Raw genomic sequence first — 14,905 nt, 5'->3', positions numbered from 1 at the left:
AAGTGTTCGCTTTTATTAGGAAAACGTTCCTCTCATGGGGATTGAATCATCTCGGCGTTTTTCAAAAAAGGTGAATACGACCCTAGCCATCAGTAAAAAAGGCATGATCGTTTTTCTACGTGTCCGAAGAGTAGAGGGGAGAGCGCGATTGAAGGAAACAGAAACACAGCAAACACTAACGTATACGGAAGAAGATATTCAGGTCTTAGAAGGCTTGATTGCCGTTCGAAAGCGGCCTGGAATGTACATAGGCTCCACGGGCTCGCGTGGCTTGCATCATCTGCTGTGGGAAATTGTAGATAACGCCAAAGACGAGGCGCTTGCCGGCGTTAACGATAGCATCATCGTCACTTTGTACAAGGATGGCAGTGTCAGTGTGGAAGACCATGGACGCGGAATTCCAACGGGTATGCACAAGACTGGCCGACCTGTACCAGAAGTTATTTTTACGACGCTCCACGCCGGTGGTAAATTTGGCGGTGGCGGTTATAAAAAAAGTGGTGGCTTGCACGGGGTAGGCTCCAGTGTCGTCGTGGCCTTGTCCCAATGGCTTGAGGTCGAAATCCACCGGGAAGGCAAAATTCATAAGCAGCGCTTTGAATATGTTGTGGATGCAAATGGAACTGAGCATGTCGGTAAACCGGTTACTGGTCTTGAAATCACAGGGACCACCAAACGTACAGGAACAACGGTACGTTTTCTGCCGGATGACGCGGTGTTTGGCAATGCTCGCTTTGACTATGAGACGATTCGTGATCGTTTTCGTGAGACGGCATTCCTTCTGAAAAAGCTGCGCATGGTTTTAATAGACGAGCGTGGACCTGAAAAGAAACGGGAAGAGTTTTACTTCGAAGATGGCTTGAAATCATACGTATCTTACTTGAACGAGGGGAAAAATACGCTTCATCCGATCGTTTACTTTGAAGGGGAAAAGGACAATATCTACGTCGAGCTGGCTTTTCAGTACAATGACGGCTATGCAGAGACACTGGTGTCCTATGTCAACTCGATTGTAACAACGGACGGCGGAACTCATGTCACAGGCTTCCGCAACGGTACGACCCGGATTTTTAACGAATTTGCCCGGAAAAAAGGGTACTTGAAAGAAAAGGACCCGAACTTGACTGGAAACGATTTGCGGGAAGGTTTCCTCGGTGTATTGTCATTGCAAATGGCTGACGTCCAGTTTGAGTCCCAAACAAAAGACAAGCTGGGGAACGAAGAAGCACGGGCAATCGTAGAACAGATTGTTTCCGAAAAGCTAGGCTTCTTCCTCGAGGAAAATCCGGAAATAGGCAAGCTGCTGATTGACAAGGCGTTGCGTTCTGCTGAGATTCGCGAAGAGCTGCGCAAACAACGCGAAGCCCTGCGCGGCGACAAGAAAGGCAAAACCACGAAAAAGCGCAAATCGATTTCGGAAAAGTTTACTCCGCCGCAATACAGAGACTCCAAGCGCAATGAGCTTTTCCTCGTCGAGGGGGATTCCGCAGGTGGCTCTGCAAAACAGGCGCGTAATTCAGAGTTCCAAGCTTTGTTTAGTCTGCGCGGGAAGCCGTTGAACACGGAAAAAGCAAAGCTTTCCGAGGTATTGGCGAATGAAGAGTTCCGCACGATCCTAGAGGTGCTTGAAACCGATATTGGTGAAGAGTTTTCCATCGAAAACTGTGCATTTGACAAAGTGATCATCATGTCTGACGCGGACGTTGACGGCTCGCATATTCAAACGCTGCTGCTGACCTTCTTCTTCCGCTACATGCGCCCGATGATTGCAGCTGGTCACTTGTATATTGCTCAACCGCCATTGTATCAGGTGAAAAGGCAGAGCAAGGGCAAGCAGACTGAGGCGATCTACTGTTGGAGCGATTACGAGCTGGAACAGGCGTTGAAAAAGGCTGGACGCGGTGCTGAAGTGCAGCGCTACAAAGGTTTGGGTGAGATGAACGCCGATCAGCTCTGGGAAACAACCATGGACCCTGAGACGCGCAAGCTCATTAAGGTTGAACTGGAAGACCTCGCTCACTGTGAGAAGCTGGTAACCGTTTTGATGGGTGACAAAGTCCCACCACGGCGTGAGTGGATCGAGAACCACGTCACCTTTGAAGTGGGGGAGGATGAATAAGCATGTTGTCCAATCAAATTATTAATCAAAGCTTCGCGGAGATTATGGGAAAGCGCTTCGGGGATTATGCCAACCTGGTTATTCTCTCACGCGCGATCCCAGATGCTCGTGATGGACTAAAGCCGGTACAGCGCCGTATTTTGTATGCCATGTACCAAGAAGGCAACACGAACGATAAACCATACCGGAAATCAGCGAAAACGGTCGGGTACGTGATGGGTACCTTTCACCCGCACGGTGACTCGGCGATTTACGAAACGATGGTACGGATGGCCCAATGGTGGAAAATGCGGCAGGTGCTCATCCAAGGACACGGAAACTTTGGTAGCTTGGACGCAGACCCACCAGCCGCTATGCGTTATACCGAATCCAGATTGTCGGCATTGGCCAATGAGCTTTTGCGCGATATTGAAAAGGATACGGTTACATTTATCCCGAACTACGACAACTCGGCTCAACAACCGGCAGTATTGCCTTCACGATTTCCTAATCTTCTCGTGAATGGTGCTGCTGGGATCGCGGTTGGTTTTGCAACGGACATCCCTACTCACAATTTGGGCGAAGTCATTGATGCGGCTGTTGCACAAATGAAGAACCCGAATATCTCGCTGGATGAGCTGATGCAGCACGTCAAAGGTCCAGATTTTCCGACAGGCGGTATTGTTCAAGGGCTGTCTGGAATTCGCAAGGCGTTTGAGACAGGCCGTGGCCAATTCATCATTCGCGGGAAGACCCATGTAGAGGAGCCAAAAGGCGGCAAGATCAAAAAAATCGTCATTTCCGAAATCCCATACGAAGTGGTCAAGTCGAAGCTCGTCGGCCAAATCGATGAGCTCGTAATGGAGCGCAAAATCGAGGGGGCACTGGCGGTTCGCGATGAAACCGGTCGGAAAGAGGCCGAGCAGAAAAAAGTCCGTATCGTCGTGGATATCCGCAAGGAAGCGGATGAGCAGGCGATTCTCAACTACCTGTACAAAAATACGGATCTGCAAATCTATTACAATTACAACATGAACGTGATTCATGAGGGAACCATCCGTCAGATGGGACTCAAGGCTTTGCTGGGAGCTTACATCGACCACCAAAAAGAAGTCGTCACGAATCGCTGCCAATTTGATCTGAATCGAAAACAAAACCGCGAGCATATCGTGGAAGGCTTGATTCGCGCCAAGTCCATTTTGCGTCAAATCGTTGATACGATTATGGATTCGGAAGACCGTGCAGATGCCAAGAAAAACATCATGGAGAAATACGGCTTCACGGAAAACCAAGCAGATGCGATCTTGAGCATTCAGCTCGCTTCTTTGACACGTTTGGATATCGTTAAGCTGGAAAAAGAATTGGCTACGCTGGCAAAGGAAATCGAGGAATTGAAATCGATTTTGGCAAGCGAGAAAAAGCTGATTCAAGTCATTACAGGCGAGCTGAACGAGATCAAGAAAAAATACGCCGAAGAGCGCCTGACAGAAATCCAGGGCGAAATCGAGGAAATCAAAATCGATATCGCGATGCAAATCAATGCAGAGGATTGCATCGTAACCCTCACAAACGAAGGATATATCAAGCGGACGAGCCCGCGCTCCTTCAAATCAGTGGGGGGAACGTTGGAGACATGTGGGGTAAAAGAAGGGGACCGTGTCCGTTATTTCATGGAGACGAATACGTCCCACACAGCTCTCTTCTTTACTCAGGATGGTAAATATTTCGCCACACTGGTCAACGCCTTCCCGGACGATAAATGGAAGGATATCGGTTCCGCCCTCGTCAACATCATTCCGTTGGAGAAGAATCAGCGGATCGTTGGTTTTACGATCGTAGAAAACTTCAAACAACCGCTGTATGTATACCATGTGAGTAAAAATGGTTTGATGAAAAAGACGGCGTTGTCCGAATACGAAACGAATCGTTCCAGTGCGTTGGTAGCTGCGAAGCTGAAAGCCGACGATGACGAGTTTGTGAATGTATTTGTGGCGGACGAAGCCGGGGCGATACTCGGTGCTACGAAGGATGGAATGGGCATTCGAATCCAGCGCAGTGAAGTCAGCGCAACGGGTAGAGCGTCGAGCGGGGTAAAAGCAATCGCACTTGCTCCTGGCGACGATGTCATCACGATGCTTCCGATTGAGGAAGTCGATTCTCGTGCCTTTAGCTTGTTGACGGCTGAAGGGGTTGTAAAACGCACAGCCATTGCTGCGATCCCCCTCCAGGCTCGCGCAGGCAAAGGCGTACAGTTAATTCGTAAACGAAAAAATAATCCGCATGAGCTTGTTGCGATGTTCATCGAGGAAACCGTTTATGCCTGGACGTCGCAGAACGAATGGACCCTTGTTGAGACAGAGCAAGTGATCGTCAACGAGCAAGGTGGCATCGGCCGACATCTGGTGGAGGGTGGGGTAAAAGCAGTTGCTTTTGAAACCGTTTTGCCGACAGATGAACCGAAGGACGAAGCGACTGCAAAGGGCTCAGGAGACGGAGCTGGCACAGCAGGACAACAGTAAACGCCTAATGTCCAGGCTAGCCTGTTTGATGGAAATCATCGTGAATAAAAGGAATGATGAATAGATGGCGTTTGAAGCCTTTGTTTCACCGCTGAGCTGGCAGCAGGTTTCTCTGCTCCTTGACACTGTGCAATATTTCGAAGACGCGCCGAAACTGCTCTCTCTTCCACAAGAGCAAGGAGCAAGTGTGCCTGTGCCGATTACGTCAGACACATTAAAGACCATGCTCGGTTGTTTGGACGAAGAGGAAGCATTTAGTCGCAAAGCTTTTTCATTGAGATGGGAAGTAGCTGCGGACGAAGGAAGTGGCTATCTTGTTGTCGAGCTCCCGAATGGAGACACCGTGAGACAGCCAGCGGTTCTATCCGCTTTTTCTCCGGTTTAACAAATAAACGCTTTGGTGACGCGCTTGCATTCATGACAGGATGCGAGCGGTTTAGCCAAAGCGTTTTTTTGCATACAAAAAGATTGCCAGCAAATTGGAATATGTGATAAAGTTTGAACACGAGTTGTTGTGTAATAAAGTTAGTTACTTACTGAATTGGCAACCTTACCACTGGAGGATGGAATCATGGAAAAAGTCATCGATCAAAAGGCTTTTATGGACGTCATTCGGGAGCGTCGTTCCGTACGTCATTACGATCCAACAGCAAAAATCTCGCGGGATGAACTCAAGGAAATGCTGAAAGAAGCAACCTTGGCACCTTCCAGCTCTAACCTCCAGCCATGGCGGTTTTTGATTATCGATGAACAGCCATTGAAAGAGAAGCTACTCCCCATAGCATTTAACCAAAAGCAGGTGGTAGAAGCTGCGGCGATCATTGCAGTCCTTGCTGATTATGAGGGCTACAAACAAGCTGGGAGCATTTACAAAAAAGCGGTAGAAGCAGGCTACATGACAGAGGAAGTAAAAGCTACACTCATCGACAACATCAACAAGCGCTATGAGAATCGGGATCGAGCAATCATCAAGGAAATTGCTTTGGTAGACGGAGGTCTCGTCTCGATGCAATTGATGCTCGTAGCCAAGGCAAGAGGGTATGACACGGTGCCAATGGGAGGCTATAACAGCGAGAAATTCAAGGAAGCTTTCCAAATCCCGGATCAATATGAAACGGTCATGTTGATTGCAGTCGGCAAAGCGGTAGAGCCTGGTCATCCGACTACTCGCCTGGATGTAGAAGAGATTACGTTCTGGAATGAGATGCCAAGTAAATAAGCATGGAGAAATGGAATAGCCTTGACCTGATAGGATTTTGGGTCTGGGCTTTTTTCGCGTTTGCAAGCTTTCGAGGAACAGACATGCTGGCAATCAGGAGAAAGGGGGCGTACAATAGGGAGACATGACAGTAACGAAAGAGAAGCCGCAGACGAGCGAAAGAAGGGTGTAGGATGAAAAGATTGTTGGCAATCAGCGATATTCATGGGGAATTGGAGAAACTGGAATCGTTGATGGAGCAAGTTCAGTACGATCCACAAAACGATCAATTGATCCTGCTAGGTGATTATGTAGACCGTGGACCAGAGTCGAAGGGGGTCGTCGACAAGGTGAAACAGCTCCAAGCAGAAGGGGCAATCGTGTTGATGGGCAACCATGATCATATGATGGTTAAATCATTCGAGCAAGACCCTGTCTTTATCGAACGATGGTTCCGAAACGGCGCACAAAAGACGTTGGCGAGCTATGGTCATGCCGCAGCAGATACGGAGTCTGGCGCACCGGAGGCCTTGGAAATCACCTCTTCAGTCAAAGAGCATCTGGAATTTTTGGCTGGCTTGGACTGCTATTATGAAACCGATGAGTATATTTTTGTTCACGGGGGTGTACATCCCGAGACTCCGGTTGCAGAGACCGACCCGTACCTGCTGATGTGGATACGTGATGAGTTCCATAAAGGCTACCAGGGTGAGAAAACTGTTGTTTTTGGTCATACACCGACCAGTTATTTGCACGGTAAACCTGATGTATTTTACGGCGAAAATAAAATCATCGGCATTGACGGAGGTGCCGTATACGGTGGCCGTCTACATTGCTTGGAGCTGCCCAGCCGAAAGGTTTATTCGGTAGAGTAATAGACAAGAACGAAAGGCTTTCACCTCTCTTTGCAAAGAGCGGCTGAAAGCCTTTTTGATAGGCGTCAAGATAAGTTCAGAGTAATATTGTAATGAAATTTTATTTAAATAAATTGCAAAAATTAATAATTTAAGGCTTGTCTTCTAATATTTGGGATAGTAAAATATTCCCAACTCACTCATATTCTTATTGTTTACCATCATATTAGCCCACGTGAATATTTGCAAATCAATGACCAATTTCCCCTGCCATAGTCGCTGTAATGTGACTGTTACTCTAACCGTAGCCCTTATTCCACTGCTAGAGAAGACAAAAGAACCAGCCATTTTAAAAAATCAATTAATCGATACATTCATTCCTGGCAAAAGGTAAGAATCACCCATCTCATTCTGGCGATGGTTTCTTACTGTTTCAAACTTCAAAAAAAATCAATAAAAGGGAATAAAAGTAATTCATGAATCTGGTCGCTGCATTCCAAAGTGCGGAAAGAAAAAAGAATGGGCTGAGCTTTGACTTCCGGGTGAGTGGATAAGGTTTCCGGGTAAAAGTTCCTAATATTCTGAACGAAATAATTGTTTGCTTATATCGGATACCAGTGAGTGACGGCTTGGGGAAATTCACTTCTCTTGTATACACGTGGGGAGCAAGAGGGAGCATTTGGAGTGGTTATGCTCACCAGACAAGGCTAGAAACTATCAAACACGGGACAAGGGAGGAACAACGCTTTGCATTTTGTTCAGACATTAGTAGAAGCGCTGGAATTGTGGAAGAACGAGGACCAAAAAGGCGTTACCTTCATTTTGGGAGACCAGAATGAGGTGTTTGTTTCCTATAAAGAATTGTATGAAGAAGCTCTTGGCTATTTATTTATCCTCCAAAAAAGTGGAATCAAGCCTGGTGATGAGGTCGTTTTTCAAATTGAAGATAGTAATCTTCGAACTTTTGTCTGCCTTTTTTGGGGATGCTTACTCGGTGGAATGATTGCTGTTCCTATCTCTGTAGGGGATAACGAAGAGCATCGTCTTAAGCTGTTAAAGGTTTGGCGGACATTAATCAATCCGTATCTCATTACAACGGATGGTGTCTGGAAACGACTGGAGGATTTCTTTAGGAAACACAACTACCTGACGGAAATGGAATCTTTGAAGTCGAAGTCCTTCCTGCTTGATGAGACCGTGAAAACAGAAGAGAAGGGCACAATCTATTATCCTACTGCTGATCATGTGGCCTTTATTCAATTTTCATCTGGGTCTACGGGGGATCCAAAAGGGGTTACCCTGACGCATGAAAACCTTGTCCATAATGTGCTTGCGATTAATAACAGACTTGAAACGACTGAGTCTGACTCTTTTCTAAGCTGGATGCCCTTAACTCATGACATGGGGATGATCGCGTTCCATTTATCCCCGTTGTACGCAGGAGTTCAGCATTATTTTATTCATACCTCACTGTTTATCAGGCGACCTACGCTATGGCTGAAGAAAGCAAGCGAGCACAAGGCGACAATTACTTCTTCTCCGAACTTTGGGTATAAATATGTATTGTCTAGGTTCAAACCAGAAGTGGCAGAAGAGTGGGATTTGTCTACGCTTCGCGCGATTCTAAATGGTGCAGAACCCATTGCTTCAGAGTTGATCCATCACTTTTTGGATCAGATGAGCCCTTATGGATTGAAGAGAACGAGCATGCTCCCGTGCTATGGATTGGCCGAAGCCTCTGTGGGAGTATCGATACCTGATCAAAACTTGCATTTTACTACGCTTTCTCTGGATCGAAGGTTTATCCAGATAGGAAAGCCAATCAAGATGACGGATCAAACAAATCCAGAAGCGCTTACCCTAGTAGAAGTCGGTTACCCCATTGATTTTTGCGAGGTAAGAATATGTGATGACGAGGATCACGAGCTGCCAAGCGATACGGTTGGCCATATCCAGATTAGAGGGAAGAATGTAACCGCTGGATACTACAACAACCCTGTTGCCACCGCAAATGTAATGACGGCTGATGGATGGCTCAGAACAGGGGATCTGGGTTTTATGCGAAACGAACGTCTTGTCATTACGGGGCGTGAAAAAGACATCATCTTCGTGAATGGTCAAAACGTTTATCCGCATGATATTGAGCGGATTGCTGAAGAAGTCGAAGGAGTCGAGCTTGGGAAGGTCGTTGCTTGCGGGGTATTCAACGAGAAAAGCAAAGAAGAAGACATTCTAGTGTTTATCCTTCACCGAAAAAGTGTAGACGAGTTCATTGCGCTTTCTAAGAAAGTGAAAACGCATTTGAACGAGCGAACCGGATGGAGAATAAGCGAGGTCTTGCCGATTCAGCGCATCCCCAAAACAACGAGTGGAAAAGTCGAACGATATAGAGTGGCTAGGGAGTATCAGTCGGGAGCATTTCGCGAGGTTTCCGAGGAAATGCAACGCCGAATCACCGAACAGGTAGAAGAGGTGGGAACCGATCAATCACCTCAGTTACGTGAAGAAGTAGAAAAACAACTCCTTGCCATTTGCCGCGAGGTGCTTCAATCAGACAGATTGGGACCAAACGACAGTTATTTTGACGTAGGCGTGTCCTCTATGCAGTTGACCCAGTTAGCAGGGCGGATAGAAGAAGAGATGGGGATTACGTTGGCCGTAACAGATTTGTTTGCCTATCCAACGATCTCCAAGCTTTCTCGGAGTCTCTTCCACGACGATCAATCGACTGATCGCCTAAAAGAGACAGATACGGGCCAACAGAAGCAAAAGGATATCGCGATTATCGGGATTTCTTGTAAGTTTCCGCAGGCTCAGGATCTGGATCAATTTTGGCAAAACATCCGGGGAGGAAAGGATTGCATTCACGAGCTTCATGGTCAGAGACGAAAGGACGCCGAACAATATGTATCGCTGGTAAGAGGCGAGCAGGGCAATTCTGGCCTTGTGGAGGGTGGTTATTTAGACGAGATTGATAAGTTTGACTATTCTTTCTTCTCGATCACCCCGAAAGAAGCGAAGCTAATGGACCCCAACCAAAGGCTGTTCCTTGAAAACGCCTGGAATACGCTAGAGGATGCTGGTTATGGCGGGCACAAGCTTTCAGGGGAAAAAGTAGGGGTGTATGTCGGCTTCTCCAAGTTAGGATACGATTACGAACGCCTTTTGTCAGTGGTAAGTCCCAAGGATTTGCCCTCTTATGCAGTAGGCAACCTTCCTTCCATTATTGCAAGCCGCATTTCACACTTGCTTGATTTGCGCGGCCCTGCTGTTACCGTAGATACAGCCTGCTCTTCTTCCTTGGTTGCGGTTCATATGGCGTGCAAGGCTATCCAAAATGGTGATTGTGAGATGGCATTGGCAGGTGGAGTCAAAACCATCCTGCTGGCGTTGAAGGCTGGAATTGGAATGGAATCCTCTGACAACCGTTCAAGGGCGTTTGACGATCAATCTGATGGAACAGGTTGGGGAGAAGGCGTAGCTAGTGTTCTGTTAAAACCTTTGGGCAAAGCCATCGAGGACGGGGATCACATCTATGCTGTGATTAAGGGAAGCGCTGTTAATCAAGACGGCATTACAGTCGGGATTACCGCACCGAACTCACAGGCCCAGGCAGAATTGATCGTAGACGCTTGGGAGGATGCGCAAGTCGACCCTGAAACGATTAGCTATATAGAGGCACATGGAACGGGTACAAAGCTGGGGGACCCTGTTGAGCTGGATGGAATTCAAAGAGCATTCCGACAATATACACAGAAGAAACAGTTTTGTGGAATCGGCACTGTCAAAGCGAATATTGGACATTTATATGAAGCAGCGGGAATTGCTGGCTTGATTAAGGCTGCTTTGCAGTTAAAGCACAAAGAGCTACCGGCCCTCGTCCACTTCCAGAAACCGAATCGGAATTTTGCATTTGAAAAGTCACCAGTTTATGCGCAAAACAGACTGGAAAAATGGGAAACAGATGGACATCCGCGGAGATGCGGGGTTAGCTCGTTTGGGTTTAGCGGGACCAATAGCCACGTTATCTTGGAAGAGTATGTGCCCGTTAATGAAACGGAGATGACAGTCTCAGACGAGGTGCAAGTATTTACCTTGTCGACCAAATCCGAGTCAGCCCTTCAACGTCTGATTCAAAAATACCGCGAGTTTCTTTCTTCCAGCGGACCGCTTTCTCTGTCTGATTTGTGCTATACAGCAAATACCGGTAGAGAAACGTTTCCCTATCGCATTGCGCTCATTTTGCATAGTCGCAGTGATTTCGAACAAAAGCTCGACCGATTGGCGGTCCGGCTTGAAAATGATCGAGATGTTTTTGTCTACGCACCTGGTAAAAAGCGCGTTCCAGAAGAAACCGTTCATCTGTTGAGTCAATCCGCTCGGGATGTGCAGGAAAAGTACCACACGGCGAGTACAGAGATGAAGTATTCGTATGCAACGACATTATGCGACTTGTATGTACAGGGAGCTACAGTTGACTGGGAAGCGTTCTACAGCGATGGCAAAAAGAGAAAAAAAATGCCACTGCCAGTCTATCCTTTCGACCAGCATCGCTCTTGGATTACAGATGATGTGATCAGTATCATTCCAGAACAGACGAATACTATGAGCGGAAATAGAGGTGCTACTGTGTCAGAGATAGGAACTGCGCCAATCGTAAAAGTTCTGAAAGAGTTGGTTCATCATGCTTCAGGTTTTGCTGTAGAAGAAATTGATCCATCCCTTCATTTTCTGGAGCTAGGCTTGGATTCTATTATGCTCGTACAAATCAATCGAGAAATTCAGGAAAAGTTTGGAGTGGTCATTCCGGCTCAAGAGTTGTTCGAAACCATTACCAGCGTGGATAAGCTAGCAGCGCACATTGCTCTGGAGCTATCCAGTAGCCCGGCTGTCGCTTCTGCCAAACAAATGGAATGGATGGCAATCGAGCAACCGAAAGCAAACGTAGTGTCGGAACCGAATGAAGTTCAGAGTGTTCAACAATCAGAGCCGAGCGAACAAACCACGAAGATGCCAGTCTCAAGAAGCACTGGGGCGGTTGAAACGATCATTGAAAAGCAGATTTCGCTCTTGTCTGAACACCAAAACCAAATGGCAACGTTGTTACAAAAGCAATTGGATCTGTTGAATCAGGAACAAAGCTATGTACCAAAACAAATCGCTGAATCTGCTCCTGTTGCTCCCGAGAGCAAGAAACCTGAGACAAAACCACCGGTCAAGGTGAAGGGGAATGAAGAGGAACGCCAGAAGCCATTTATACCGTATCAGCCACTGATGATCGGTGAACGAGGCAATTTTACACCGCAGCAAAGAGAGTATCTGAACGCATTCATTCAACGCTATACGGAAAAGACAAAGCACTCCAAGAAGTATACGCAAGAGCACCGATTTGTTCATGCCAACAATCGCAATGTGTCTGGATTCCGTTCGTACTGGAAGGAAATGGTCTATCCGATCATAACGCAAGCATCAGTTGGTTCAAAAATGTGGGATCTGGATGGGAATGAATATGTAGATCTGACGATGGGTTTCGGGGTAAACCTGCTCGGTCATAATCCCGCATTTATTATGAAAAAGCTGGAGGAGAAGATTCAATCTGATCTGCCTCCGCTGGGTCCTATGTCGGATGTAGCTGGAAGAGTAGCGGAATTAATCAGTGAGCTAACCGGAGTAGAGCGTGTCGCCTTTTACAATTCGGGGACAGAGGCAGTAATGGTGGCACTGCGCTTGGCCAGAGCTGTTACAGGCCGTTCGAAAATCGCATTATTTTCCGGCTCCTATCACGGTACATTTGACGGCATTCTGACTGTTGCTGATCCTGAGTCCCAGGACGGGAAGGCCATACCGATGGCACCAGGTATTACCCAGCATACGGTGGATGACGTGCTGGTCTTAAACTACAACCATCCAAAATCAATTGAGCTGATCAAAAAACATGCACATGAACTGGCCGCAGTATTAGTCGAGCCCGTTCAAAGCCGCCGTCCAGATCTGCAGCCAGTGGAATTCTTGAAGGAAGTCAGAGAGATTACAAGCCAGTCAGGCACTGCCCTTATTTTTGACGAGATCATTACGGGATTCCGCATACATCTTGGTGGCGCACAGGCGTGGTATGGAATAGAAGCAGACCTCGTTACGTATGGAAAAGTTCCGGGTGGTGGCATGCCGATCGGTGTTGTAGCCGGGAAAGCTGCGTTCATGGATGCAGTAGACGGGGGGACCTGGAATTTTGGAGATCATTCTTACCCGGTAAATGCGGAGAAAAAGACATTTGTGGGCGGAACGTTTTGCACGCATCCACTGACGATGCATGCCGCGATCGCTACGCTGGAATATTTGAAAGAACAGGGTCCGAAGCTTCAGGAAGCGTTGACTCAAAAGACCCTCTACTTGGTAGATACGCTTAACGCGTATTTTAAGAACGAGCAAATTCCAATCCAGATGATCAATTGCGGTTCCTTGTTCCGCTTCGTATCGTTTACCGATATAGAATTGTTCTTCTATCATCTAATCAGCAAGGGCATTTATATATGGGAGGGCAGAAATTGCTTCCTTTCCACTGCTCATTCCGATGAGGATATCGAGAAACTGATCCAAGCGGTGAAGGAAAGTATTGATGATCTGCGTCGAGGAGGCTTTTTGCCGGAGCCACCCCCAACTTCTCCAAATGGAGGCCGGAAACAAAATCAAGTCGTCGAAATGACAAACTTTACGAGACGGGATGGGCTAAAGCCAGAGGCAACGCTTGTGGAAAGGGTGGGGGAACAACTGAAGCTCCCCCTTAGCCCTGAACAGAAGCAAATGTGGTTTGCAGCCAAATATCGCGTGGAAGCATCAGCCGCTTTTAACGAGACCGCCTCCCTTCAGGTCGAGGGTGAGCTTGATATCCCTGTGTTTGAGCAGGCTGTCCAAACCATGGTGGATCGCCATGAAGCATTGCGAACCATCATTGATTCCAACGGAGAGTATCAGGTGGTACTACCCAAGAGGGACATACGTGTTCGATTCGTGGATTTGAGCCACCTTTCATCCCAGGAACAGGAAGAAAAAAAGAATCAGCTATTGAATGAACAAACAGGCACACCATTTGAACTGTCTTCTGAGGACCCCCTGTATCGGGTAAGTGTCATCAAGCTGGCTTCCGACAAATTCCTGACGTCCTACACCTTCCATCACATGATTGCGGATGGGTGGTCCATGGCTGTTTTTATCAAAGAGCTGGATGATATCTACTCGGCCCTTATACAGAAACGACCAATATTGCTCGAGCCTTCTACACCGTTTTCTGATTACCGAAACTGGCAAGAAGATCAGATGCAAAATCCAGCATTTCAGGACGCGCTCACGTACTGGAACGAAAAATTCGCAGATCCAATCCCCAAGCTCGTTTTTCCTTTAGCGCAACGAGAAACGGGAAAACCATCTTTTACAGGCGAGCGTATTACCTTCAAGATCGACAGTAACATCACAAGGAAGGCAAGAAAAAGAAGCATTCAAAACAAGAACAGTCTGTTTATTACCTTGCTCGCTTCTTTTAACCTCTTCCTTCATCGTATTCTTGGAAATAGAAAAATGGTGGTTGCGATTCCTACTGCGGGTCAATCTCATATCGGCAAAATATCCTTGATCGGAAACTGCGTCAATCTGTTGCCGGTTTGCACGGAGATTGACGGCAATGATACGGCTGCGGAGTATTTGTCCCGAGTGAAACAGGCGGTGGCGGAGATGGAAAAGCATCAAGCCTACTCCTTTGCAGCATTAGCTGAGAATTTGCCGCATCAGAACTTGCCGGAGCTTTCGGTGTTGTTCAATATGGATCGACCGCTTCACAACCTGACTTTCGCTCAAATGAAGGCTACGCTGTTGCCCAATCGGATCATTTACAGCAAGTACGATCTTTTTGTAAACGTGACAGAAGTGGGCGGAGAGCTTGTGGTGGATGTGGATGCACGAAGCGGGGTAGTAACCACGGAGATTCTTCGCCAGTGGGGCGTCTACTTTGCCAATCTTTTGCATCGTATTGCTGAAGACGATCAGGAAAAAATTCGTGCACTATCGCTTTTACAGCCCGACGAGATGGAAAGAATGATACGTGAATCCAGTGGCAACCTGGGCAAATATGCAGCGGATTGGACAGAACTTTTGCAGGATATGCCAGATGATCGAGTAGGACGAGCTTCTCTTTATGTCCTGGATCAGTATCAGCAATTGGCTCCTATGGGTGCAGTCGGACAGG

6 protein-coding genes are annotated in these 14,905 nt (G+C 47.3%); all 6 read left to right on the top strand.

Annotated elements, in window-relative coordinates; translation table 11 throughout:
• The first annotated feature begins 103 nt into the window (after positions 1-103).
• Positions 104-2,119 (top strand): DNA gyrase/topoisomerase IV subunit B, encoded by a 2,016-nt coding sequence (locus HP568_RS18010; RefSeq protein ID WP_375154942.1) that lies wholly within the window; start codon positions 104-106, stop codon positions 2,117-2,119.
• Between the two features lie 2 nt (positions 2,120-2,121).
• Entirely contained in the window at positions 2,122-4,617 is a 2,496-nt protein-coding gene (gene parC, locus HP568_RS18005; protein ID WP_173629831.1) for a DNA topoisomerase IV subunit A, read from the top strand.
• A gap of 64 nt (positions 4,618-4,681) precedes the next feature.
• Complete coding sequence (locus HP568_RS18000; protein ID WP_048033303.1) at positions 4,682-5,002, top strand: hypothetical protein; 321 nt, start codon at positions 4,682-4,684, stop codon at positions 5,000-5,002.
• A gap of 186 nt (positions 5,003-5,188) precedes the next feature.
• A complete protein-coding gene (locus HP568_RS17995) occupies positions 5,189-5,836 on the top strand; it encodes a nitroreductase family protein (RefSeq protein ID WP_173629830.1) in 648 nt (215 codons plus the stop codon).
• 173 nt (positions 5,837-6,009) lie between these two features.
• Positions 6,010-6,690 (top strand): metallophosphoesterase family protein, encoded by a 681-nt coding sequence (locus HP568_RS17990; protein WP_048033301.1) that lies wholly within the window; start codon positions 6,010-6,012, stop codon positions 6,688-6,690.
• Between the two features lie 726 nt (positions 6,691-7,416).
• Positions 7,417-14,905 (top strand): aminotransferase class III-fold pyridoxal phosphate-dependent enzyme (locus HP568_RS17985; protein ID WP_173629829.1); only part of this gene is annotated, 7,489 nt, incomplete at its 3' end.

Source organism: Brevibacillus sp. MS2.2 (assembly GCF_013284345.1).
In the GTDB taxonomy this organism is placed as follows: domain Bacteria; phylum Bacillota; class Bacilli; order Brevibacillales; family Brevibacillaceae; genus Brevibacillus; species Brevibacillus brevis_C.
This window is presented reverse-complemented; position numbering and strand designations above follow the sequence as displayed.

Bases quoted from the DNA above. Each gene is read 5' to 3' on its own strand.
- HP568_RS18010 (WP_375154942.1), top strand. From the start codon at position 104: ATGATCGTTTTTCTACGTGTCCGAAGAGTAGAGGGGAGAGCGCGATTG.
- HP568_RS17990 (WP_048033301.1), top strand. From the start codon at position 6,010: ATGAAAAGATTGTTGGCAATCAGCGATATTCATGGGGAATTGGAGAAA.
- HP568_RS17995 (WP_173629830.1), top strand. From the start codon at position 5,189: ATGGAAAAAGTCATCGATCAAAAGGCTTTTATGGACGTCATTCGGGAG.
- parC (WP_173629831.1), top strand. From the start codon at position 2,122: ATGTTGTCCAATCAAATTATTAATCAAAGCTTCGCGGAGATTATGGGA.
- HP568_RS18000 (WP_048033303.1), top strand. From the start codon at position 4,682: ATGGCGTTTGAAGCCTTTGTTTCACCGCTGAGCTGGCAGCAGGTTTCT.